The sequence below is a fragment of the Mycobacterium sp. genome, from assembly GCF_002863225.1.
Classification (GTDB): Bacteria; Actinomycetota; Actinomycetes; order Mycobacteriales; family Mycobacteriaceae; genus Mycobacterium.
Window position 1 is genome coordinate 145591 of the sequence record NZ_PKEK01000041.1, and the last position, 24637, is coordinate 170227.

Below are 24637 nucleotides of genomic sequence, written 5' to 3' on the forward strand. Positions count from 1 at the left end.
CGGTGGCGCAGCCAGTCGGCGCCGATCCCGCGGTTGCGCCGCTGGACGCGCGGCTGGTGCCGGCGGCGCTGACCAGTTGGGCAGTCACCGGCACAGGGATCATCTGGCCGGTCGGCGCGATCCTGGGGGTGGCCTGCCTGGCGGCCGGCGCGGCCGGATTGTTGCTCTGGCGCTTCGGGCCCCGACGTCGCGGGGCGCGGGCCATCGGCGCCGGTGTGGTCGCCGCTGGAATGGTCGGCGCGGGCTTCGGATTCGCGATTGCGCTGCGTGCCAACGCCGTTGCGCATCACCCGATTGCGGCAGCGTTCGGCACCAGCGGCGAGGTGACGGTCACGCCGACCGAGAGCGCAGTGTCGGTAGGTCAGGGTCGGTTGTTGTTCCGGGCCAGCCTGCGGCAGTTCGGCGACGACCAGATATCCGGGCGCACAGTGGTTTTCGCACAGGCACGTGACTTCGGCGCGGTGATGGCCGGTCAGCCGATGCGGTTTCGCGCGCGGATCAGCGCGCCGACTCGCCGAGACCTGAGCGTCGCGGTCATCACCGCGATCGGCGCACCGACGGTGGGCCGTGCTGGGCCGTTGAACCGTGCCGCGTACGCGGTGCGCGCCGGGTTCGCGGCCTCGGCCGATCGCGTGTTGCCCGCGGACCAGGCGGCGATGCTGCCCGCGCTGGTGCTCGGCGACATGTCGACGGTCACCCCGGTGACCGGTCGAGAGTTCCGCACGGCGGGTCTGACTCATCTGACCGCGGTGTCCGGCGCCAACGTGACGATCGTCTGCGGCGCCGTGTTGTTCTCGGCGCGGCTGGTCGGCCCGCGAGCCGCGGTCGGGCTGGCCGGGCTGGCGCTGGTGCTGTTCGTCATCGTGGTTCAGCCCTCGGCCAGCGTGCTGCGGGCGGCGGTGATGGGCGCGATCGCGCTGGTCGGTGTGCTGTCATCGCGGCGCCGCCAAGCGATCCCGGCGCTTGCGGCCACCGTGCTCGTGTTGATGGTGATCACTCCACAATTGGCGGTGGATGTGGGGCTGGCCCTGTCGGTGGTGGCGACGGCCGCGCTGGTGGTGATCGCGCCGATCTGGTCGCGACGGCTGGTGGCGTCGGGTTGGCCCAAGCCGGTGGCGGACGCCGTCTGCGTGGCGTGCGCGGCCCAGTTGGTGACGGCTCCGTTGATCGCCGGCATCTCCGGCAGGTTCAGCGTGGTGTCCGCCGCGGCCAATCTTGCGGTGGCGGTGCTGGTCGCACCGATCACGGTGCTGGGGACCGCGGCGGCAGCGCTGTGCCTGCTCTGGCCGGTTGGAGCGCAGGTGCTGATCCGGTTCACCGGGCCTGAGGTGTGGTGGCTACTGCGAATCGCGCACTGGGCCGCGAATGTGCCTGGCGCGAGTGTGCCTGTGCCGCCTGGGCTTTCCGGAGTGTTGACCGTTGGGGCCGGTGGACTGTTGACGGTTCTGCTGTGGCGATGGGCGTGGTTCCGGGCCGCGATGGCGCTGGCGGCATGTGCGCTGCTGGCATGGTCGTTGTCTGGTCTGCTGGCGGGGGCCGGGGGACCTGTCGGCCGAACATGACACGATCAACCGGTGAGCCAGCAGGGGTCGGCGGTGCATCTCGTCCTGGGAGATGAGGCGCTGCTGGTCGAGCGGGCGGTCGCGGCGGTGCTGCGAACCGCGCGCAAGCGTGCCGGCACCGACGATGTGCCGGTCGACCGGGTGCGGGCCGGGGATGTCGGCGTCTACGAACTCGCCGAGCTGCTGAGCCCGTCGCTGTTCGCCGACGAGCGCGTCGTCGTGCTGGAGTCCGCCGGCGAGGCCGGCAAAGACGCCGCGGAATTGATCGCCAAGGCTGCCGCCGATGTGCCGGCGGGCACCGAACTGGTCGTCGTGCATTCCGGCGGCGGCCGCGCCAAGGCGTTGGTCGGTCAGCTGCAGAAGCTAGGTGCAGAAACCCACCCCTGCGCGCGAATCACCAAGGCCGGCGAGCGATTCGACTTCGTCCGTAGAGAATTTCGCGCGCTCAAAGTCAAGGTCGACGACGACACGCTCACTGCCCTGCTCGACGCGGTCGGCTCCGATGTGCGCGAATTGGCTTCGGCGTGTTCACAATTGGTCGCCGACACGGGTGGCAACGTCGACGTGGCCGCGGTGCGGCGCTATCACCACGGCAAGGCCGAGGTGAAAGGGTTCGACATCGCCGACAAGGCGGTGATGGGCGATGTCGAGGGCGCGGTCGAGTCGCTGCGCTGGGCGATGCTGCGCGGCGAGCCGCACGTGGTGCTCGCCGATGCGCTCGCCGAAGCCGTGCACAGCATCGGCCGGGTCGGGTCGCTGTCTGGCGATCCCTATCGGCTGGCGTCGGAGCTGGGGATGCCGCCTTGGCGAGTGCAGAAGGCGCAGAAGCAGGCGCGGCGCTGGTCCCGCGATCAGGTGGCGGACGCGATGCGGCTGGTGGCGGCGCTGAACGCCGACGTCAAAGGGGCAGCGGCGGATGCGGATTACGCGTTGGAAGCCGCAGTGCGGAAAGTCGCGGAGCTGGTCGCCGATTGACGATGCGGGCCGGGACGGCCCGAGGAGGAGACGGCGGTTCGGGCGGCGCGATTGACGATGCGGGCCGGGACGGCCCGAGGAGGAGACGGCGGTTCGGGCGGCGCGATTGACGATGCGGGCCTGACGGCCCGAAGGTCTACTGCGCGAGCTTGTTCAGTGCGTGGGCCAGTGCCGACTTCTTGTTGGCCGCCTGGTTCTTGTGGATGACGCCCTTGCTGGCAGCCTTGTCCAGCTTGCGGTTCGTCGACACCAACAGCTCGGCTGCCTTGTCCTTCTCGCCGGCCTCGGCGGCCTCGCGGAATGCGCGGACAGCCGTGCGAAGCGACGACTTCACCGACTTGTTGCGCAGGCGTGCGCGCTCGTTGGTGCGGTTGCGCTTCTGCTGCGACTTGATGTTGGCCACGCGTAATTCCTCTTCAAATATCAGCGGCTGGTTCTGTCACGGGTCTGCCGGAGCGTACTGACGCTTAGGCGGCGACTGCTCAGGGTATCAGTCCCGGATGCTTTCTCCCAAAGTCAAGAACCTGGCCCTGCGGAGTGTGACGATCTGATGCAGCATGGCAGCGTGGCCAACCGACCCGTTTCCGCAGAGACCAAGCGGCAGCAGCAGAGTAAGTCGCAGCAGCAGTCGCAGACATTCGAGCAAATTTTCGATGGCTATAACGCCGTCAACGGCTACTCCGAAGCCTTCGACGAGATGTTCGACGGGCACGGCAACGTCCGCGGCCCCTACAAGGGCATCTACAAAGAGCTGGCGCCCTCCAGCGCCGACGATCTCGACGACCGCGCCGAAGCGCTGAGCCGGGCGTTCGTCGACCAGGGCATCACGTTCTCGTTGTCCGGTCAGGAGCGCCCGTTCCCGCTCGACCAAGTGCCCCGCGTCATCTCCGCCGCCGAGTGGTCCAAGCTCGAGCGTGGCCTGGTCCAGCGCGTCAAAGCCCTCGAGGCCTACCTCGACGACATCTACGGCGACCAGGAGATTCTGCGCGACGGCGTCATCCCGCGCCGTCTGATCACCTCCTGCGAGCATTTTCACCGTCAGGCCGTCGGGATCATGCCGCCCAACGGCGTGCGGATCCACGTCGCCGGCATCGACCTGATCAAAGACGAGAAGGGCATCTGGCGGGTGCTCGAGGACAACCTGCGTTCGCCGTCGGGGGTCTCGTATGTGATGGAGAACCGGCGCACGATGGCGAGGGTCTTCCCGAACCTCTTTGCCAGCCACCGGGTCCGGGCCGTCGACGACTACGCCTCTCACCTGCTTCGGGCGTTGCGGAATTCCGCGGCCACCAACGAAGCGGACCCGACGGTCGTGGTGCTCACGCCGGGTGTCTACAACTCCGCCTACTTCGAGCACTCGCTGCTGGCCCGCCAGATGGGCGTCGAACTGGTCGAAGGCCGCGACCTGTTCTGTCGCGACAATCAGGTCTACATGCGGACCACGGAGGGTGAGCAGCAGGTCGACGTCATCTACCGGCGTATCGACGACGTCTACCTGGACCCGATGCAGTTCAAGCCGGACTCGGTACTGGGCGTCGCGGGCCTGCTCAACGCCGCACGGGCCGGCAACGTCGTGATCTCCAGCGCCGTCGGCAACGGGGTGGGTGACGACAAACTCGTCTACACGTATCTCCCGACGATCATCGAGTACTACCTGGGCGAGAAGCCGCTACTGGCGAACGTGGACACCTATCGGTGCTGGTTGGACGACGAGCGCGAGGAGGTGCTCGACCGGGTTGCGGAATTGGTGATCAAGCCCGTCGAGGGCTCGGGTGGCTACGGCATCGTCTTCGGCCCGGAAGCGTCGAACAAGGAACTCAACGCGATCAGCAAGAGCATCCGCGACGACCCGCGTGGCTGGATCGCTCAGCCGATGATGCAGCTGTCGACGGTCCCCACCCAGATCGGCGACACCCTCACGCCGCGCTACGTCGACCTGCGCCCGTTCATCGTCAACGACGGCGACGAGATCTGGGCGCTGCCCGGTGGGCTGACCCGGGTGGCGCTGGTCGAGGGGTCCCGGGTGGTCAACTCCAGCCAGGGCGGAGGGTCCAAGGACACCTGGGTGCTGGCCTCGCGCACCTCGGTGGCCGACCGCGAACTCGGGGCCGCCGAAGTGGTCAAGGCGCTACCCAGCCCGGCCACCGCCGAGGACGAAGCCAAGACGGAGAAGGCGTCGACTCAGCAGAGTCAGCGGCAGTCCCAGATGAAGGCCGGTCCGGCAGCGCAACCGGGCCAGCAGCAACAACAACGGCAGGCGGTGATTCGCTGATGCTCGCGCGCAACGCGGAAGCGCTGTACTGGATCGGTCGCTATGTCGAACGCGCCGACCAAACGGCACGGATTCTCGACGTCACTGTGCACCAGCTGCTGGAGGACTCCAGCGTCGACCCTGACCACACCTCACGAGTGTTGTTGCAGGTGCTCGGAATTGAAGAGCCGGACAACGAACTCAACTTGTGGTCGCTGACCGACGTGGTCGCATTCCGGCGCAACACACTCGGTGGTGGGAGCTCGATCGTCGACGCCATTTCGGCAGCGCGCGAGAACGCCCGGTCTGCCCGAGAGGTGACCTCGACCGAGGTCTGGGAGTGCCTCAATACCACCTACAATGCGCTGGGCGAACGCGAGCGTGCCGCCAAACGTCTTGGGCCGCATGAGTTTTTGTCGTTCATCGAGGGCCGCGCGGCGATGTTCGCGGGGCTGGCCGATTCGACGCTGTCTCGCGACGACGGTTACCGCTTCTTGATGCTCGGCCGGGCGATCGAGCGCGTGGACATGACCGTGCGCATGTTGCTGTCTCGAGTCGGCGACAGCGCGGCGTCCCCGGCGTGGGTGACCGTGCTGCGATCCGCGGGCGCCCACGACACCTACCTGCGCACTCATCGCGGTGTGCTGGACGCCAATCGGGTCGTCGAGTTCATTCTGCTCGACCGGCGTTTCCCGCGGTCGATCTTCTACTCGCTGAAGATGGCCGAGCATCACCTCGACGAGTTGTTGCGCGACTCCTACAACAGTGTCGGCACCATCTCCGAGGCACAGCGACTGCTGGGACGAGCCCGCAGCGAACTGGAATTCGTCCGGCCCGGTGTGCTGCTCGAATCGCTCGAGAAGCGACTGGCCGGGCTGCAGAAATCCTGTTTCGACGTAGGAGAAGCGTTGGCAGTGCAGTACTTTCACGCGGTCCCGTGGGTTGCCTGGACTGATGCCGGCTACCGCGATCCCGCACCGGCCAAGCAGGGGAAGAACTGATGTGGCGTCAGCGTGTGTTGCACGCGACCGGCTATGCGTATCCGTCTCCGGCGACCGCTTCGTACAACGAAGCCCGTCTGACCCCGAGATCGGACTCGCGACAGAACGTCGTCCTCAACCGGGTCGAAACCGTTCCGGCGACCAGGTCCTACCGCTACGTCGATTACTGGGGCACCGCGGTCACCGCGTTCGACCTGCACGCGCCGCACACCGAACTGACGGTGACGTCGGCGTCGGTGGTCGAGACTGAAAAGCCCGATCCGGTGGCCGAGGAGCTCACTTGGTCGGACCTCGGCCACGAGACCGTCGTGGACCGTTACGACGAGTTCCTCACGCCCACCGAACACGCCCCGGCGAGCAAACGCGTTGCAGCCGTGGGCAAGAAGATCGCCAAGGAGCACTCGCCCGCCGATGCCGTGCTTGCCGCATCGGAGTGGGTGCGCAGCGAACTGGATTACGTGAAAGGCACGACGAGTGTGCATTCGTCCGGGCTGGACGCGTTGCGCGAGGGTAAGGGCGTCTGCCAAGACTTCGTCCACCTGTCGCTGATTTTGTTGCGCAGCATGAGAATTCCCGCACGCTACGTCTCTGGCTACTACCATCCCGATGTCGACGCGGTGATCGGGGAGACGGTCGATGGGCAGAGCCATGCCTGGATTCAGGCCTGGACCGGCGGCTGGTGGGATCACGATCCGACCACCAACAGTGAGATCAACGAGCAGTACATCACCGTCGGTGCCGGACGTGACTACGCGGACGTGTCGCCGCTGAAAGGCATCTACTCCGGACAGGGCGCCACCGATCTCGACGTCGTCGTGGAGATCACCCGATTGGCATAGCCCGCTGCTGACGTCCCCGCCGCGCGCGCGTCAGTCGGCTGTTTACCCGATCTTTGCTAGTTACTTACGAGTCGGCCGTTCGCGCCGTAGCCTGGGTGTGAAGCTGGTCACACTGACGGGAGGCTCGATGCGAATTGCAGATGTGTTGCGCGGCAAAGGCGGCGCGGTAGTGACGATCAACCCCGATGCCACGGTTGCGGAACTGCTCGCAGGGCTCGCCGAGCACAACATCGGCGCCATGGTGGTGGCCGCCTCCGACGGCGTCAAGGGCATCGTTTCCGAACGTGACGTGGTGCGACAGCTCCACAATCACGGGGCGTCGGTGCTGTCGCGGGCGGTGGAGAACATCATGACCGCCGTCGTCTCGACATGTACCAAGGAGGACACCGTCGACAGCCTCACGCTGCTGATGACCGAGAACCGGGTGCGGCACGTGCCGGTATTGGAAGACGGCAAGCTGGTCGGCATCGTGAGCATCGGCGACGTGGTCAAGACGCGTATGCAGGAGCTGGAAAGCGAGCACGAGCAGCTGCAGTCCTACATCACCCAGGGCTAGCTCAGCTCCAGGAGTAGTCGCGCCGCAACCGTGCGGCGACCCGATCGAAAATCGGGCGTTCGACGATCGCCCCTTCGCGCCTGATGCTCTCCTCGGGCACGTCGAGCACCCGGTCTAGGCGAACCCAGCTGGGCCTGCCTTCGCCGTCCCAGCTGCCGCTGCCGATGCCCACCCAGGATCGGTCGGTTGCGTGCCGCTCCTGGCTCGACATGATCAGGCCGAGCAGCGTCGCGTGATCGCGTCCGACGACCAGCACCGGGCGATCCTTACCGCGGGTCGGGTCTTCCTCGTAGGTGACCCATGTCCACACGACCTCGCCTGGGTCGGCGCGGCCGTCCAGGTCGGGGGAGTAGACGATCTTGCGAGCCCGATGCGCAGTGGGCGCACTCTTTTTGGTCACCGGCCGGCCGGCGGTGATCTCAGCCGGCGATTCGGTCACCGAGCCTGCGAGCACCTCGAGTCCGAGCCTGATGCTGCGACGGACGGTGGGTGACTGCTGCAGCTGCCGGACCAGTTTCGGGGCGTCGCTGAACACCAGATTCTCGGCTAGCCGTTGAAACGTTCTCCATTGCGACGGCATCTACGCAGTTTAAAGGGCGGGCGAGGCGCGACGGGCTGGCAGAGACCGGCCCGGCCGCCAAGGTGAGCACGCGCGCCTACGTGAGCGGTCGTCTTGGTGACATAGCTGAGACTGAGCGAGCGACAATTTGTTTCTCAGGTTGGGTTGACCGCAGCGCGCCACCCTAGACGCGATACGCACCCGGTCCTCGACCCTCAAGAGGCCGTGCCCCGCCGCCTTCCAGCGGTGATAGGCCCAGCTTGGCGGCTAAATTAACGCTGGTGCGAATACTTCATCGTCTACCTAGACTATTGAAAGATTTTTTCTGTGGAACTCTGTTGTGACACACATCTGTTTGTTATCTTTTTCTCAGGTTCCATAGCGGAGTGGTGTTGAGCCAGGTTGCTGGGGGGACCTCCGGCGACTTACTCCCGAGGCGTCGGAACGCCCGTGAAAGGTCATCAGATGTACATCCGCAAAATCGCCGCAGCGGCAGGCTTTGCCTGCGGGGCGGCCATGGCGTTCGCGCCAGTCAGTGCGGCGGACACCGCCACCGCTGCAAGTAGCTTCTGGCCCGGCATCGACGGCATCCTGGCCGGCTTGCCTGCTGCCGACACCCCGGCGCTGAACCTGGCCATCTCATTCGACGGCATCAGCTTGCTATCGAGCGGCGATGCCACCGCGACGACGGTTTCTGGACAGTACGGCTTCGCGCTCGCCTACGGCGACCATGCGAGCGCTTACGCCGCAGGCGGGTTCGGAAACTCGGCATCGGCTATCGGCACCTACGCGCTGGCCGACGCCGGATCGAAGACCGAAGGTGCCACCGGATTCAACTTCAACTCGGCCACCGACATCGGCAACAACGCCGACCCCTCGACCTACACGGGCGCACCAGATGGCGCCTACGCCGGCGGCGGCAGCCTGATCGGCAACACCGACGCTCTGACCGCAAGCTCCAACAACACCGCGCAGTTCATCGGCAACGGCGGCACTGACACAGAGACGCTCAACGGCGGGAACTCGGGTGCCTTCGCGGGTGACAGCGGACTGATCGGCTACAACCACGTCGCCGGCAGCGGTAACACCGCCTACACCTCCGGTGACATCAAAGGTTTCGGTGACGGTTCCGCCGCGGTCGGCGGCACCGGCAACTCCGCCTTCACCAACGGCACTGAGACCGGCACCAACGAAGGCGCGTTCTCGGGCTTCGGCAACTACAACTCCGCTACCGCCGACACCAACTACACGCTCGACAACCACGGCGTATCGGCAACCTTCGGCAATTACAACTACGCGTCAATTTACGGGCCCGCGAACAGCACCGGGCACGCGGGCGGAGTCGCGGCGACCGCGACCACCGTCGAGCACGATGGCAACGGCAACATCGCCCTTGTGTCGGACCCGTTCGGTAGCACGGCCGACAGCGCTACCGCCGGCTCGACGACGGGGGCGTCTGGTAACAGCGACCTCGCCGAGGTACTGCTCACCCACGGCAACGCGAGCGCCACGGGCGGCAACAACCTCTACGACATCATCTCGCTGTTCGGTAACGCTCACTCGGCTTCGTTGCCAGCTGCCGACGCATTGTCCGCGGCTGCGGCGCCGGCTGCCTCCGACCCGTTCTTATCGCTCGTCAACACCGAAATCGCGGGCGAGAACTCAACCTTCGAGTTCAACGCGTTGCTATCGGGCGTCTATCAGGACCTCAACATCGCCACCACAGCCGGGACGTTCGACACCTTCAAATCGGCGGACTTGCTGGCCAAGGACGCGCCTTTGCTGACCAGCGAGGCCGACGCCTCGAAGGTCACCCCGCTGGAGTACCTGACCTACGGGGTTGACCCGATCAAGGCAGGCATCGCTACAGACGGCACGGGTCCGTTCAACGTCTTCAACGGCGCTGAGACCAAGTTCGACGACGCGTACAACGTGTTCCTGTACGCCGCGGAGAACAAGGGCGACCTGATTCCTGTCGCCGACGTGTTCGGAAACCACCTCGAGTTCGTGACTGGAGCGGGCGCCACGGCTGCCACCGCGTTCTCAGACTTCTGGAACTTCGGGGTGGGCGACTTGGGCGGCTACCTGGGGGCGAATCTGAGCTTCCTCGACATCAGCCACGCGGCTGCTGCTGACCTGTTCAGCCTGTTCGACCCGACCGCATTGATTCAGTAGCTCTCCCACGACGAGCCCCCGGAGGCAACTCCGGGGGTTTCGTTTTGCCTGACAGCGCCGCTGCTGGTAGCGCCATTGGCAGGTCGTTGACCCGTAGGCGACCTTTCGCAGGCCCGGGGTGCGGCGACGAGGCCCCAGCTGAGAGAGGCCCACCGGTCATACACATCAAGAACGCTGGGGAAGCACCTATAAAACCAAAAATTTCTCAGCTGAAACTCTTTTGAAACGCATACAAGATTGTTATCTTCGTCTCAGGTTTCCAACAGCGGGGTCAGGCATCGGCAGCCTGTGTTGGGGGGGACCTCCGGCGGTCAGCCCAAACCGTCGGCGGATATTTCGAAAGGCAGCAATGATGCAAACTCGTAAAATCGCCGCCGCGGCCGGTCTCGCGACGGGAGCGGCGCTGGCATTCGCACCCCTGGCAGCTGCGGCACCAGACCCGACGCTAGTCACCAGCACGCTCGACAGTGAGATCGCCTACCAGAACTCTCTTTTCGAGACCTACGCGGCGCTGAGCGGCAACACCGGGGACATCATCAAAGGTGGCGCCGGCGTCTTCGATCAGATCAAGCCGGACGACCTCTCAACCGTGGCCCCGCACCTGCTCCCCGGCGAGGCCAACTTCGGCCAAGTGACGCCACTCGAGACGTTCCTGTACGGGACCAACCCGATCGTGGCGGGCATTTCTGGCAACAGCGGCCCGTTCAGCGAGTTCAACGGTGCGCTGACCCAGTTCGAGAACGCCTACAACGTCCTGGCTTACGCCGCGGTCAACAACGGGCAACTGGACACCAACATCAATGACTACATCTACAACTCGGCGATTGCCCATGTTCTGAGTACGCCTTCGCTGGAGACCACATCTTCGGCGTACCAGTACCTGCTCAACTACGGTCTGGGCGACCTCAAGGGGTTCGAAGCGCTCTTCACCCCTGACGCCACCAGTGTCGGCGACATCCACCCCGCGATTGCGAGCGAAATCGGCCAGCTCAACACCATCTTCGAACAGGATGGTCAGCTCGCCGACGTCTACAAATTCATCATTCCGGACACCGACTCGGCGCAGGGCACCTACATCAACTTCGACACGATTCCGACCGCAAACCTGAACACCACGTTCAACGACCTTGTTTTCGGAGCTGCTGGCCCGAGCACGGACCCCGGTTCTTACGACGTCTACAACGGGGCGCTCACCGAGTTCTACAACGCGTTCAACGTCGCGGACTACGCGCTGGTCAACAACGGTGGCATCTTGCCGACCGACCTCCTCTTCGGGACGCACGATTTCCTGGGTGACGGCGTGGGTACCGCGTTCAGCGAGTACCTGAACCTCGGTTTCCAGGACCTGCTCGGTTACTTCGTCCCCGCGGCCACAACCGCGGCGCTTGGGTAGCCAAAACTTTTCAACAACGAACCCCCGGAGGCAACTCCGGGGGTTTCGTTTTGGCCGTCGGACCTCGGTTTTCATGGTGCACGCCGCGCGGCAGCTGATCAGCAGAAAATTTGAGTGTGCGGTGAGAGAAATCGGGGATCGATAGGCATCAGGTTTGTTCCTTATAAATTTCTGTGAATAACCTTTTAAAAACCTGGGGATATTGTTATGTTCCTCTCAGGTTTCCAACAATGGGGTCAGGCGTCGGCAGCCTGTGTTGGGGGGAACTTCCGGCGGTACGCCCGAACCGCCGGCAGTAGACCGAGAGGGAACACAATGAAAGTTCGCCAGATTTCGACGGTCGCCGGTCTCGCTACCGGTGCCGCCATCGCATTCGCGCCGCTGGCATCCGCCGCGCCGACCGACCTCATCGACTTCGACGCGATCAACGCCAGCCAGATCGCTTCGCTGAACTCGATTTTCACGCTCGGAGCCACATTTACCGGCGTTCCTGCTAGCGCATACGCCGAAGCTGGGCCCGGCGGTTTCCTCGCCCTCACGCCCGCGGGCATCGAAACCTACGCGCCGGTCGTAACCGACCCGGCGGACGTGACCGCGTTCGAATACTTCCTGTACGGCGTGGACCCGATCGACGCCGGCATTTCGTCCGGCTCGGGCGCTTACAACGTGTTCAACGGTGCGCTGATTCAGTTCGCCGACGCGTCCAACGCGACTCTCTACGGCCTCTTCAACCCCGGCGACGAGCTGCCGACCGACATCTTCCTTGGCTCGGAGAACAACGTCACAGCGGCGCTGGCGTCCGACAACCCTGCCGCCTGGTTCTTCGACCGCGGCCTCGGCAACTTGTCCGGCTACTTCCAGATCGATTTGGACGGCCCGGACGCTGCCAGCGCGGCTGCCGGCGACATCGACTTCAGCGATGTTCTGAGCTCGCAGATTTCCACGCTGAACTCGGTCTTCGACACCGGCGCTCTGCTCAGCGGGGTTCCTGCAAGCGCCATCACTCTGGACGCGGGAGGCTTCTCGACGGTGCCAGAAGAGTTCCTGCCGGTCGCCGGCGCCGACGTGGAAGACCTCACCCCGTTCACCTACTTCGTCTACGGCCTCGACCCGATCGATGCTGGGCTTTCGACGGACCCGGGAAGCTACAACGTGTTCAACGGTGCGCTCACCCAGTTCTTCGACGCTTACAACGTCGGGCTGTACGCGCTGCTCAGTGGCGGTGACCTGGTGCCCGAGGCCAACTACGGCGACTTCCTGCTCGGGGCAGAGGGCTCCATCCTCGACGCCATCGGTGGCGAAGATGCCACGGTCTTCAGTGCCATCTCGGACTTCCTGAGCAATGGATTCGCCAACCTGGCCGGATACTTCGACATCGGTTCACTCATGCCGTCGATGTAATAAGTCCGCTCTACAACGAACCCCCGGAGGCAACTCCGGGGGTTTCGTTGTGGGCCACCGGACCACGATTGTGCTGCGACGCCTCTCGCTCGATACGCTGATAGCGCCTCACCCCGGCTTCACCAGGAGATTCCCATCAGCAGTTTCGCCGACCAAACGTTCACTGCGCCGGCGCAGATTCGGAACTTCTGCATCATCGCCCACATCGACCATGGCAAGTCCACGCTGGCCGACCGGATGCTGCAGCTCACCGGCGTCGTCGACGAGCGGTCGATGCGCGCCCAATACCTCGACCGGATGGACATCGAGCGCGAGCGCGGCATCACCATTAAGGCGCAAAACGTCCGGCTGCCCTGGCAGGTCGACGGCGTCGAACACGTCCTGCACCTGATCGACACCCCCGGCCACGTCGACTTCACCTACGAGGTGTCCCGCGCGCTGGAGGCCTGTGAGGGTGCGGTGCTGCTGGTCGACGCCGCCCAAGGCATCGAGGCGCAGACGCTGGCCAACCTGTATCTGGCGCTGGACCGCGACCTGCACATCATTCCTGTGCTCAACAAGATCGACCTGCCGGCCGCCGACCCGGAGCGCTACGCCGCCGAGATCGCGCACATCATCGGGTGCGAACCCGACGACGTGCTGCGGGTGTCCGGAAAGACCGGTGAAGGTGTCGCCGAACTGCTCGACCACGTCGTCCGCGAGGTGCCGGCACCGGTCGGCGACGCCGACGCACCGACTCGCGCAATGATTTTCGACTCCGTCTACGACATCTACCGGGGTGTGGTCACCTACGTCCGTGTCGTCGACGGCAAGATCACTCCACGCCAGAAGATCACCATGATGTCCACCGGCTCCACCCACGAACTGCTGGAAGTCGGCATCGTCTCGCCTGAGCCCAAGGCCTCCGTCGGCCTCGGCGTCGGCGAAGTCGGCTATCTGATCACCGGAGTGAAAGACGTTCGCCAGTCCAAGGTCGGCGACACCGTCACAACGGCGAAACACGGTGCCACCGAACCGCTCACCGGGTACCGCGAACCCAGGCCGATGGTGTACTCCGGTTTGTATCCCGTCGACGGGTCCGACTACCCCGATCTGCGCGATGCTCTGGAGCGCCTGCAACTCAACGACGCCGCGCTGACCTACGAGCCGGAGACGTCGGTCGCGCTGGGTTTCGGCTTCCGCTGCGGCTTCCTCGGACTGCTGCACATGGAGATCACCCGTGAGCGTCTGGAACGGGAGTTCGACCTCGACCTCATCTCGACATCGCCGAACGTCGTGTATCGCGTTGTCAAAGAAGACAATTCCGAACTCGTCGTCACCAATCCGTCGGACTGGCCGGAAGGCAAGGTCCGTGCCGTCTTCGAGCCCATCACCAAGACCACCATCATCACGCCCAGCGAATTCATCGGCACCATCATGGAGCTCTGCCAATCCCGGCGCGGTGAACTCGGTGGCATGGATTACCTGTCGCCCGAACGCGTCGAACTGCGCTACACGATGCCGATGGGGGAGATCATCTTCGACTTCTTCGACTCGCTGAAATCACGCACCCGCGGTTACGCCAGCCTCGATTACGAGGAGTCGGGTGAGCAGGAGGCGGCGCTGGTCAAGGTCGACATCCTGTTGCAGGGCGAGGCCGTCGACGCGTTCAGTGCGATCGTGCACAAGGACGGTGCCGCGGCCTACGGCAACAGGATGACCGTCCGGCTGAAGGAACTCATCCCGCGCCAGCAGTTCGAGGTGCCGGTGCAGGCAGCGATCGGATCCAAAATCATTGCCCGCGAGAATATTCGCGCCATCCGCAAGGACGTGTTGTCCAAATGCTACGGCGGTGACATCACCCGCAAGCGCAAACTGCTGGAGAAGCAGAAGGAAGGCAAGAAGCGGATGAAGACCATCGGCCGGGTCGAGGTGCCGCAGGAAGCGTTCGTCGCCGCGCTGTCCACGGACGCCGCGGGCGACAAAGGTAACAAGAAGTAGCCATGCGCGGCCTCCGATTGGCGACGACAGGTGCGGTGATTGTCGCTGTCGCAGTCGGCTGCGGGCCAGTGATCGCCGGCACGGCGAAGCCGGCGCCGAATCTGAAGCCAAAACCGTTGTCCGGCAGGGTCGTCGAACGTGTGTTGCGCAACGGCAAGGTGCTGTCGCGGATGCTCGGCCAGCCGTTCGTCGGCCGTCAACCCGCGAAATACGGCGGCGCGGACATGCTCGATCAGCGAGATGCGCCGCCGGAGTCGGCCGGCTGCATGGGGGTGACGGCGATGTTGCAGAAGAGCGTGTACGACTCCGCGGCCATCCAGGACGTGGCCTCGGTGTCGTGGTGGAACAACGGCGACCCCGCCCAGGTGATCAGCGTGATGGAGGGTGTGGTCGCGCTGCCCGATGCCGAACAGGCGCAGGCGTTGTTCGCCAAGTTCCCGGAGCAATGGCAGCGATGCAAAGGTCAGACGACGACCGAAGAAGCCGGGCCGATCAGCACCACGACGCTGATCGGCGACGTGCACACCTTGGATTCCGTTGTCGCAGTGACCAATACCGCGACGTCCACGCTGCCCAACATGCCGGCGCTGACGCCTACTCCGCAGGCGCGTGCTGTCGGCGTCCGGCTGAACTGCATCGTCGAAGTCGAGATCGTTTTCTTCGGCGAGCGGCGGCCCTCGGATCCGGGATCGGCGAAGCCGGACACCAGTGCGGTCGATGTCGCCCACGCGATGATGGAGAAGGTCAGCGAGCTGAGCTGACCGGACGACGCTGATGAGCATCCACACCCGCACTCGGGCAGATATGTGCCCCGGTGTGTGGCGACCGTGGCAGGCCGACGATGGGCTACTGATCCGCCTCCGGCTGATGGGCGGCCTGCTGCCCACGGCGGCCTTGCGACGCCTGGCCGACGTCAGCCTGCGCCACGCCGACGGTCGCATCTACCTCACTCGGCGGGCAAACCTGCAACTGCGTGGCTTCGCGGCCGACGGCTCCCAACTCACGGCCGCCGCCGCGACGGCACTCGAGTCGACCGGCCTGATCCCGACGCGCACACACGAACTCGTCCGCAACGTGCTCGCCTCACCGCAGACGGGTCTGGCCGGCGGCCGCGCCGATCTACGCCCGACGATCGAACGCCTCGACACCTTGCTGTGCGCCGACCCCGATCTCGCTCTGCTGCCCGGGCGGTTCCTGTTCACCCTCGACGACGGCCGCGGCGATCTGCTGGATCGGCTGACCGGAGCGGGAAAGCGCGGGACCGACCTGGGATGCGTCGTGCTGGGCGACGGAGCGGCTCAGTTGCGCATCGGCAACCAGTGGGGTGACGTGGTGGCCCTCGACGAGATCGCCTACCAGTTGGCTGATTTGGCGTCACAGTTTTACCGGGTGCGGGGCAACGGCGCCGACGCGCCGTGGCACATCCGCGAGCTCGCCGTGCCGCTACGGCCGCCGGTCGCCCCCGATCCACGTATCCCGGCACCCGCCCCGCCATTGCCGTACGGGGAAGTGCCGGGCGGCACCCACGTGGCCGCCGAGAACGGCGTGCTCGCGCCCGAGGCTCTCCAGTCGCTACTCGAACTGGCAACTCACGCAACGTATGTCGTCGTCACGCCGTGGAGCGGCATCCTCGTCCCGGGCACCCACGAGGTGGCCGGGTGACCGAGACCCGCAAGCCGACCCGGCGCTACGACTACATCGCCGACGGCCCCGCCATCTACGTGGACTCGTTCGCCACCATCCGTCGCGAAGCCGACCTCTCTCGGGTCCCCGCCGACGCCGAGAAGCTCGCCGTACGAATGATCCACGGCACCGGTCAGCCCAATCTGGTCGACGACTTGGTGATCCACACCTCGCTGGTGTCGGCCGCGCGCTCCGCGTTGCAGGCAGGAGCCCCGATCCTCTGCGATGCGCGGATGGTCGCGACCGGCATCACGGCCGGCCGGTTGCCCGCTGACAACGAGGTGCACTGCTTCTTGAACGAACCCGGAATCCCGGAACTCGCGAAGCTATGGAACACCACCCGCACCGCGGCCGCCGTCTCGCTGTGGGAGCCGCTGCTGGCCGGCGCGGTCGTCGCCATCGGCAATGCGCCGACCGCGCTGTTCCATCTGCTGGAGATGCTGATCGACGGTGGGCCTCGGCCCGCCGCCATCGTCGGTTGTCCGGTGGGATTCATCGGGGCCGCGGAATCCAAGGCGGCACTCGCCGCGCTGTCTCGCGACCACGGCATCGACATCCCGTTCGTGACGGTGCGCGGCCGGCGTGGCGGCTCGGCGATCACCTCGTCGGCCATCAACGCGCTGGCCTCGGAGGTCGAATGACGGCCGCGCGCTTCTACGGAATCGGCTTGGGCCCAGGCGATCCCGAGTTGATCACCCGCAAAGCCGCGCGAGTCATCAGTGAATCCGACGTCATCGCCTACCACGCCGGCGTCAACAAACAGTCCTACGCACGGACCATCGCCGCGGATCTCATTCCAGCGGAGGCCATCGAGGAGGAACTGCGCTACCCGCTGACCACTGGAACGACCGATCACCCCGGTGGATACGCCGGAGCGTTGGCCGAGTTCTACGAGGAGTCAGCCGCCCGGCTCGCCGTGCATCTGGAGGCTGGGCGCACGGTCTCCCTTCTCGCCGAAGGGGATCCGCTGTTCTACGGCTCCTTCATGTACATGCACGACCGGCTCAGCACCCGCTTCGACACCGAAGTCATACCGGGAATCCCGGCCTTCGCCGCGGCGACTGCGGCGGTCGCCTCGCCCCTGGTCCGGCAGACCGACGTGCTGACCGTCCTGCCGGGGACCCTCCCGGAGCCCGAGCTCGCCCGGCGCCTGGCCGACACCGACGGCGCGATCATCATGAAGCTCGGCCGTACCTTCCCGGCCGTCTGCCGCGCACTCGCCGCAGCCGGACGTCTGGAGCACGCGATGTACGTCGAGCGAGCCAGTCATCCTCAGCAGCGCTGGATGCCGGTCACCGAGGTCGACGCATCGAGCGTGCCGTACCTGTCGCTGATCGTGGTCAACGGCGACTCGATCAACGGGTCGCGGTCCCGGGTCATGGTCGAAGAGCCCAGTCCTGCAACAGTTTCCACCGGAGTGGCCGAACTGCTGGTGATCGGACTCGGCCCCGGCCCGGACGGCTGGCTGACACCTGAGGCGGCGGCGGCGCTGTCGGAGGTGCGGCACGTGGTCGGCTACGCGCCGTACGTGGCGCGCGTTCCGCAGCGAGAAGGGCTGCAGCGGCACGCATCCGGTAATACCGTCGAGGTCGACCGCGCCCGCTTCGCACTCGACCTGGCTCTGAGCGGCGAATCCGTCGCCGTCGTCTCCGGCGGCGACGCAGGCGTGTTCGGCATGGCCTCGGCCGTGTTCGAGGCCGCCGACGACGAGCGGTTCGCCGAGGTTCCCATCCGGGTCCTGCCCGCTGTGTCGGCCGTCCACGCCGTTGCCGCGCTGGCCGGCGCGCCGCTTGGCGCGGACTTCGCGGTGATGAGCCTGTCGGATCGGCTCAAGCCGTGGTCGGTGATCGAGAAGAGGTTGCGCGCCATCGCCGATGCCGACTTGATACTGGCGATCTACAACCCGGCGTCGCGGTCTCGCCCCGAGCAGATCTCCCTGGCCAGGGAGATTCTGCTCGAACACCGTCGACCCGAAACGGTCGTCGTGGTCGGTCGGGACGTCGGACGAGCCGAAGAATCCTTGACCGTGACCACGCTGGGCAACCTCGACACCGACACCATCGACATGAAAAGTCTTGTCCTGGTGGGCGCATCGAGCACCCGGGCCACGGCGTCCGGTCGGGTGTGGACGCCGCGGTGGGTGCGGTGAGCGCCGTCCAGTTCGTCGGCGCCGGACCGGGCGCCGCCGACCTGTTGACCGTGCGGGCCACCCGGTTGCTGGCGGCGGCCGACACCGTGCTGTATCCGGGCAGCTATCTGGACCCCGAAGTGCTGCAAACCTGTTCCAACACAGCGGAACTGATCGACACTCAGAAGCTTGACCTGGACGACATCGTCGCCGCGATCGTCGAGGCGCACGGCGCCGGACGACGGGTCGTGCGCCTGGTGTCGGGTGACCCCTCGCTGTACAGCGCGGTTTCGGAGCAGGTGCGACGGCTCGACTCAGCCGGGGTGCCGTGGGCCATCACGCCGGGGGTTCCGGCCTACGCCGCCGCTGCCGCGCGGGTCGGTCGCGAACTCACTGTTCCACTGGTCGCGCAATCCGTCGTGTTGACCCGCGTCCAGGCGCGCTCCACCGCGATGCCCGAGACCGAGTCGCTGGCCGCCTTCGCCGCGACCCGGGCAACGCTCGTGCTGCACTTGGCCATCACCGCGATCCGGGAAGCGATGGACGGGCTGAGGCCGACACACGGCCCGGACTGCCCGGTCGTGGTGGTCTACCGGGCCTCGCAGCCGGAGGAGGTTGTTCTGCGCGGGACGATCTCCGACATCGCCGGGCAGGTCGAGTCGGCAGGCTTCCGGCAAGCCGCCGTGATCCTGGTGGGTGACGCACTCGGCGAGAGCACCGACCCGCCAGCGGGGGAGAGTCATCTGTACGACCCGCAGCGCGACCGATCGGCTCCTCGGTGACCTCAGCCGGTCGGCCTGGTGAACGCCCACTGCGTCACCGCGCGGGCCGGCGCGAAGCCGGTGAACGACCCGACCGGCGCGGCGTGTTCGACGTGGATCCGGGTGAGCTCACCGCCGTGCTCGGTGTACGCCGCGGCCAATACGGCTTCGGTCTCCACCGTCACGCCGTGCACCACGATCCGGCCGCCGGCCGACAGCGCGTCCAGGCACCGCGCCAACACCCCGGGTTTGCTCGCGCCACCGCCGACGAAGACCGCATCGGGAGCGGCCAAGTCGCTCAACGACTCTGGTGCGGAGCCGTGGACCACCTGCAGAGCGGGCACCCCCAGCGAACGGGCGTTGCGGCCGATGCGTTCGGCGCGAGCCGGGTCAGCCTCGACGGCGACGGCCCGACAGCTCGGGTGCGCGCGCATCCACTCGATGCCCACCGAACCGGCGCCGGCGCCGACGTCCCAGAGCAGCTGACCAGGTGTCGGCAGCAGGCGGGCGAGCGCCGCGGCGCGCAGATCCCGCTTCGTGAGTTGGCCGTCGTGGGAGAACAATTCGTCCGGCAGGCCGCTCGTCCACCCGGCGAGCAGCGGGCCATCCAATTGCAGCGCAACGATGTTCAGCCGGGGTGCCTCGCCGTCGAAATCGCCGGCCGTCGACTGCCGAATCGTCTCCTGCTCGCTGCCGAGGTCACCCAGTACGACGAAGCGGCTCGTCCCGTATCCCCGCGCAACGAGCAGATCGGCAAGAGCCGCAGGGGTTTTCTCGTCCGACGAAAGCACCAGGACCCGGCGTCCGGGAGCGAGCTCCCGCAGCGCGGCGTGTACGTCGCGGCCGACGACGCTGACCACCGCGGTGGATTCCGCGGACCAGCCCAGCCGGGCCCGGGCGATGGTCACCGACGACAGATGCGGGATAACGGTGACCCGGTCGGCGCCCAGGATGTCGACGAGCGTGGTGCCGATTCCGCTCAGCATCGGGTCACCGGAGGCCAACGCGACCACACGACGCCCCGCGTACTGCGTCAACAGGTCCGGCAGCGCCGCGCTCAACGGGGACGGCCACGGCTGATGGAGCCGGCCCTCCGCGGCCGGCAGCAGCGCCAGCTGACGCGGGCCACCGAGCACGATTTCCGCTGCTGCGATGGCGGTCCGCGCGAGCGACGACAGGCCGTCCCAGCCTTCGGCGCCGACGCCGATGACTGTTACCCGCAGGTCGGAGGCTGGCACGGCGGCGATGCTAGCGTAAGGCCCGCGAGGCACCCCGCGAACAGGCGTAATCGTTTCGTGGGGGAACGAGGGAAGCCGGTGAGATTCCGGCACAGGCCCGCTACGGTGATCCGTCGCGCCGCCCGGTCCATGGGCGCACGAGCGGTCAGTCCGACTGCCGGCCTCGCATGAAACGAGCGGAGCCTCACCATGACCACAGCTGATCAGCTGTATCCATTTCCCGCCGTGCTCGGCGGCGATCCCGACGCGCCCGGTGGGCTGGACGACATGGCGCTGGCGCTGGTGCTCAGTGTCATCGATCCCGGCATCGGTGGCGTGCTGGTACGCGGCGAGAAGGGCACCGCGAAATCGACCCTGGTGCGCGCACTCACCCGCGTGCTGCCGCCGATCGACGTCGTTGCCGGTGACCGATTTTCCACCGACCCCGCCGAACCGAACCCCGCCTCTCCGGACGGCACCTTTGCGCCCGGCGCACCCGTCGAAACCCGACCCGTGCGACTGGTCGAGCTCCCCGTCGGCGCCACCGAGGATCGCGTCGCGGGATCGATCGACCTCAAGCAGGCGCTGAGCGACGGCGCCGTGCACTTCGAGCCCGGGCTGCTGGCCAAGGCGCACCGCGGAATCCTCTACGTCGACGAAGTCAACCTGCTGCACGACCACCTGGTCGATCTGCTGCTCGACGCGGCCGCGATGGGCACCGTCACCGTTGAACGCGACGGCATCTCGGTCACCCACGCCGCGAAGTTCGTTCTGGTCGGGACGATGAATCCCGAAGAGGGTGAACTGCGTCCGCAACTGCTCGACCGCTTCGGCCTCACGGTCGAGGTCGCCGCGCCGAAAGATCCTGCGCAGCGGGCCGAGGTCGTGCGCCGGCGGCTGCAGTTCGACGCCGACCCGAAAGCCTTCCGCGCGAAGTACGCGAACGCCGAACAGCGGCTTGTCCATCGGATCCAGCACGCTCAGTCGGTGCTGGGTCGAATCCAGCTGACCGACGCCGCACTGCTCAGAATCGCCGAAGTGTGCGCCGCGGCCGGTGTCGACGGGATGCGGGCCGACATCGTCATGGCCCGGGCCGCCGCGGCCCACGCCGCGTGGCACGACCGCGACCACCCCAACATCGACGACCTGCGTGCCGCCGCGAAACTCGCACTGCCACATCGTCGTCGGCGCAACCCCTTCGATGCTCCCGGGCTCGACGACGATCAACTCGACGAGCTCTTGCCGCCCGGGACCGACCAGTCGCCCGAGCCCGACCCGGACAACGATCCCGACGACCCCGGTGGCGGCCAGGATGCCCCAGACACCACACCGCCCAATCCCGGCGGTGGGCAACAGAATTCGGCATCACCGCCGCCGGTCGGTGCCGGTGAGCCGTATAGGACAAAACTTTTCACGGTCCGCGGTGTGGGGGACGGGCACGCCGGTCGACGCAGCCGCGCGCGAACGACGACGGGCCGACGCACCGGGGCCAGCCCACTGTCGGATGCGGGTATCCACCTTGTCGAGACCGTGCGCGCCGCGGCGCCGCACCAGGCCGCGCGCGGGCGCAGCACCGGCCGCCTGCTGCTGCGGCCCACCGATCTGCGTCGAGCGGTCCGCGAGGGACGGGAAGCCAACCTGGTGGTGTTCGTCGTCGACACCTCAGGGTCCATGGCGGCGCGCGAACGCATGCAGCAGGTCAAGACCGCGATCCTGTCGCTGCTGCTCGACGCCTACCGGCGCCGCGACCGGGTCGGGGTCATCACCTTTCGCGACCGGGCGGCCGAGATCGCCCTGCCGCCCACCGGGTCGACCGACATCGCGGCCAAGCGACTCGACGACCTGCCGGCCGGCGGGCGGACGCCGCTCGCCGAAGGGCTGATGAAGGCCGCCGAGGTGGTCCGACGCGAACGTTTGCGAGACCCGGGTCGACGCCCGCTGCTGGTCATCGTCACCGACGGCCGGGCGACCGCGGGGCCCGATCCCGTCGCGCGGGCTCATCAGGCGGCGGCACTTCTGCTGCACGAAGGCATAGACAGCATCGTCGTCGACTGCGAAAGCGGGCGCATGCGAATGGGTCTGGCTGCCAACCTCGCCGAGCACCTCAACGCCGAGCACGTACCGCTGGCCCAGGTGAACGCTCAGGCGCTGGCCGACATCGTCCGCGGCGCAACCACACCCGGGGCGGCCTGATGCCGCAGGGTCAGGTCTCGGTGGTGCCCGATGACCACCTCACCACCCGGCAGCGGCGCAACCGGCCGCTGCTGCTGGTGCACACCGGCGACGGAAAAGGGAAATCCACCGCGGCTTTCGGATTGGCGCTGCGCGCCTGGAATCAGGGCTTTCGCATCGGGGTGTTCCAGTTCGTCAAGTCGGCGAAGTGGCGTATCGGCGAGCAGAACGTGCTCGAGCGGTTGGGCGCGCTGCACACCGAGACGGGTGAGGGCGGACCGGTCGAATGGCACAAGATGGGGTCGGGTTGGTCGTGGAGCCGCAAGGCGGGCACCGAGGTCGACCATGCGCAGGAAGCCGCGGCGGGCTGGACTGAAATCAAACGGCGCCTGGCCGCGGAGACCCACGACTTCTATGTGCTCGACGAATTCACCTACCCGATCAAGTGGGGGTGGGTCGACATCGACGATGTGGTCGACGCTCTCGCCAATAGGCCCGGGCGCCAACACGTCGTCATCACCGGCCGCGCCGCAGACCAGCGACTGCTCGACATCGCCGACCTGGTCACCGAGATGACCAAGGTGAAGCACCCGATGGACGCCGGCCAGAAAGGCCAGCGGGGTATCGAGTGGTAGCCGCCGAGCTCGCCCGCATCGTCGTCGCCGCGCCCGGTTCCGGACACGGAAAGACCACCGTTGCAACCGGTTTGATGGCCGCACTGGCTGATCGCGGGATGGCGGTATCCGGTCACAAGGTCGGCCCCGACTTCATCGACCCCGGCTATCACGCCCTGGCCACCGGGCGACCGGGTCGCAATCTCGACCCGTTTCTGGTCGGCGAACACCGCGTCGTCCCGCTGCTGCTGCACGGCGCGCGTTCGGCGGACGTCGCGGTGATCGAAGGTGTGATGGGGCTTTTCGACGGCCGATTGGGCACCGGTGGCGAATCGTCGACCGCACATGTCGCCGCGCTGACAACGACGCCGGTGGTGCTGGTGGTCGACATCTCGCACGCGTCGCGAACGCACGCCGCCGTGATCGCCGGGCTGGCGGCATTCGATCCGTCGGTGCGTATCGGGGGCGTGATCCTCAACAAGGCGGGCAGCGCCCGGCACGCCGACGAGGTCCGCGATGCCTTGCAGCCGAACGGTATTCCGGTGCTCGGTGTCCTGCCGCGTGACGCGGATATCCAGACGCCGTCACGGCACCTCGGCCTGGTGCCTGCGGCCGAGCGCCCCGAATCAGAGGTCACCGTCAAGCGAATGGCGGAAGTGGTTGCGGCTCATGTGGATATCGATGCGATCCTGGGCTTGGCGCGCAGCGCCGAACCGCTCACCGGCACCCCGTGGGATCCGGCGCGGGAAGTGCAGGCGCCGAGTGCAGCCCGGCCGGTCGTCGCGATGGCCGGTGGCCGCGCCTTCACCTTCCGCTACGCCGAGACCGAAGAGTTGTTGCGCGCCGCTGGATGCGATGTCGTCGAATTCGACCCGCTGGTCGACGTGTCGTTGCCGCCCGGGACGGCCGGCATCTACCTCGGCGGGGGCTTCCCCGAAGTCCACGCCGCCAATCTCGCCGAGAACCGTTGCTTGACAACCGAATTGCGTTCCGTCATCGCCGCGCGAGTTCCGACCGCTGCCGAATGTGCCGGGCTGCTCTACCTGTGCCGATCGCTGGACGGCACACCGATGGTCGGTGCGGTACCCGCCGATGCGGCGATGACACCGCGGCTCACCCTCGGTTACCGGACCGCGACCAGCCCCACGGATTCCCTACTGGCGACGAAAGGCACCGAGGTCACCGGGCACGAATTCCACCGCACCACAACCACTACGCTCGGTGGCGAGCCGGCCTGGGACCTCGCCGGGAGTCCGGAGGGATTCGCCACCGCGACGCTGCACGCCGCCTACCTGCACACGCACTGGGCCGGTCACCCGGCCATGGCGCAACGCTTCGTCGACGCCGTCCACAAGGTCGGTCAACGCTAG

General features: G+C 66.7%; 21 protein-coding genes and 1 riboswitch. Of the genes, 18 read left to right on the forward strand and 3 right to left on the reverse strand.

Translation table 11 applies throughout. The features are described 5' to 3' along the window. The first annotated feature begins 2 nt into the window (after nt 1–2). Entirely contained in the window at nt 3–1562 is a 1560-nt protein-coding gene (locus CYU59_RS13045) for a ComEC/Rec2 family competence protein (RefSeq protein ID WP_292990021.1), read from the forward strand. Nucleotides 1563–1574: 12 nt separating this feature from the next. Beyond that, entirely contained in the window at nt 1575–2537 is a 963-nt protein-coding gene (holA, locus tag CYU59_RS13050) for a DNA polymerase III subunit delta (protein WP_292990024.1), read from the forward strand. A 136-nt stretch (nt 2538–2673) separates the two neighbouring features. Here holA and rpsT read toward each other — a convergent pair whose 3' ends face one another. Further along, entirely contained in the window at nt 2674–2940 is a 267-nt protein-coding gene (gene rpsT / locus CYU59_RS13055) for a 30S ribosomal protein S20 (protein WP_292990026.1), read from the reverse strand. A gap of 294 nt (nt 2941–3234) precedes the next feature. On the opposite strand from rpsT, the gene CYU59_RS13060 reads away from it, so the two are divergent. The 4 genes from CYU59_RS13060 (at nt 3235) to CYU59_RS13075 (ending at nt 7184) form a co-directional block, all read left to right on the forward strand. Beyond that, nucleotides 3235–4809, forward strand: coding sequence for a circularly permuted type 2 ATP-grasp protein (locus CYU59_RS13060; RefSeq protein ID WP_292990299.1), 1575 nt, complete (start codon nt 3235–3237; stop codon nt 4807–4809). Then, nucleotides 4809–5789, forward strand: coding sequence for an alpha-E domain-containing protein (locus tag CYU59_RS13065; RefSeq protein WP_292990028.1), 981 nt, complete (start codon nt 4809–4811; stop codon nt 5787–5789). Before CYU59_RS13060 ends, CYU59_RS13065 begins: the two co-directional genes overlap by 1 nt. After that, complete coding sequence (locus CYU59_RS13070; RefSeq protein WP_292990031.1) at nt 5789–6628, forward strand: transglutaminase family protein; 840 nt, start codon at nt 5789–5791, stop codon at nt 6626–6628. The genes CYU59_RS13065 and CYU59_RS13070 overlap by 1 nt, the downstream gene beginning before the upstream one ends. 127 nt (nt 6629–6755) lie before the next feature. Further along, a complete protein-coding gene (locus tag CYU59_RS13075) occupies nt 6756–7184 on the forward strand; it encodes a CBS domain-containing protein (RefSeq protein WP_292990033.1) in 429 nt (142 codons plus the stop codon). 1 nt (nt 7185) lies between these two features. On the opposite strand, the gene CYU59_RS13080 is transcribed toward CYU59_RS13075, so the two are convergent. Then, nucleotides 7186–7764, reverse strand: a complete 579-nt coding sequence (locus tag CYU59_RS13080) for a type II toxin-antitoxin system PemK/MazF family toxin (protein WP_292990035.1) — start codon at nt 7762–7764, stop codon at nt 7186–7188. 444 nt (nt 7765–8208) lie between these two features. Here CYU59_RS13080 and CYU59_RS13085 point away from each other — a divergent pair, with 444 nt between their 5' ends. The 9 genes from CYU59_RS13085 to cobM all read left to right on the forward strand — a co-directional run bounded on the left by CYU59_RS13085 (nt 8209) and on the right by cobM (nt 19285). Further along, the gene (locus tag CYU59_RS13085) at nt 8209–9918 is read left to right on the forward strand and encodes a hypothetical protein (RefSeq protein ID WP_292990038.1); all 1710 of its coding nucleotides are present in this window, start codon (nt 8209–8211) and stop codon (nt 9916–9918) included. A 352-nt stretch (nt 9919–10270) separates the two neighbouring features. Next, nucleotides 10271–11311: a hypothetical protein gene (locus CYU59_RS13090; protein WP_292990040.1), complete on the forward strand. Its 1041-nt coding sequence runs from the start codon at nt 10271–10273 to the stop codon at nt 11309–11311. 315 nt (nt 11312–11626) lie between these two features. Continuing rightward, complete coding sequence (locus tag CYU59_RS13095) at nt 11627–12712, forward strand: hypothetical protein (RefSeq protein ID WP_292990042.1); 1086 nt, start codon at nt 11627–11629, stop codon at nt 12710–12712. 129 nt (nt 12713–12841) lie between these two features. After that, nucleotides 12842–14692, forward strand: a complete 1851-nt coding sequence (lepA, locus tag CYU59_RS13100) for a translation elongation factor 4 (RefSeq protein WP_292990302.1) — start codon at nt 12842–12844, stop codon at nt 14690–14692. A 2-nt stretch (nt 14693–14694) separates the two neighbouring features. Continuing rightward, nucleotides 14695–15453, forward strand: a complete 759-nt coding sequence (locus tag CYU59_RS13105; RefSeq protein ID WP_292990044.1) for a sensor domain-containing protein — start codon at nt 14695–14697, stop codon at nt 15451–15453. A 13-nt stretch (nt 15454–15466) separates the two neighbouring features. Beyond that, a complete protein-coding gene (locus CYU59_RS13110) occupies nt 15467–16354 on the forward strand; it encodes a nitrite reductase (RefSeq protein ID WP_292990046.1) in 888 nt (295 codons plus the stop codon). Then, nucleotides 16351–17016 (forward strand): precorrin-8X methylmutase, encoded by a 666-nt coding sequence (locus tag CYU59_RS13115; RefSeq protein ID WP_292990048.1) that lies wholly within the window; start codon nt 16351–16353, stop codon nt 17014–17016. The genes CYU59_RS13110 and CYU59_RS13115 overlap by 4 nt, the downstream gene beginning before the upstream one ends. Next, a complete protein-coding gene (gene cobJ / locus CYU59_RS13120) occupies nt 17013–18524 on the forward strand; it encodes a precorrin-3B C(17)-methyltransferase (protein WP_292990050.1) in 1512 nt (503 codons plus the stop codon). The genes CYU59_RS13115 and cobJ overlap by 4 nt, the downstream gene beginning before the upstream one ends. Continuing rightward, nucleotides 18512–19285: a precorrin-4 C(11)-methyltransferase gene (cobM, locus tag CYU59_RS13125; RefSeq protein WP_292990305.1), complete on the forward strand. Its 774-nt coding sequence runs from the start codon at nt 18512–18514 to the stop codon at nt 19283–19285. The genes cobJ and cobM overlap by 13 nt, the downstream gene beginning before the upstream one ends. A gap of 2 nt (nt 19286–19287) precedes the next feature. Here cobM and cbiE read toward each other — a convergent pair whose 3' ends face one another. After that, complete coding sequence (gene cbiE, locus CYU59_RS13130) at nt 19288–20502, reverse strand: precorrin-6y C5,15-methyltransferase (decarboxylating) subunit CbiE (RefSeq protein WP_292990053.1); 1215 nt, start codon at nt 20500–20502, stop codon at nt 19288–19290. Between the two features lie 10 nt (nt 20503–20512). After that, a riboswitch (cobalamin riboswitch) is annotated at nt 20513–20683 on the forward strand. 86 nt (nt 20684–20769) lie between these two features. Here cbiE and CYU59_RS13135 point away from each other — a divergent pair. Genes CYU59_RS13135 through CYU59_RS13145 form a run of 3 tightly spaced genes read left to right on the forward strand, consistent with a single transcriptional unit; the run spans nt 20770 to nt 24637 of the window. Then, nucleotides 20770–22674: a VWA domain-containing protein gene (locus CYU59_RS13135; RefSeq protein ID WP_292990308.1), complete on the forward strand. Its 1905-nt coding sequence runs from the start codon at nt 20770–20772 to the stop codon at nt 22672–22674. Beyond that, the gene (gene cobO, locus CYU59_RS13140) at nt 22674–23288 is read left to right on the forward strand and encodes a cob(I)yrinic acid a,c-diamide adenosyltransferase (protein WP_292990055.1); all 615 of its coding nucleotides are present in this window, start codon (nt 22674–22676) and stop codon (nt 23286–23288) included. The genes CYU59_RS13135 and cobO overlap by 1 nt, the downstream gene beginning before the upstream one ends. Beyond that, nucleotides 23282–24637 (forward strand): cobyrinate a,c-diamide synthase, encoded by a 1356-nt coding sequence (locus tag CYU59_RS13145; RefSeq protein WP_292990057.1) that lies wholly within the window; start codon nt 23282–23284, stop codon nt 24635–24637. Before cobO ends, CYU59_RS13145 begins: the two co-directional genes overlap by 7 nt.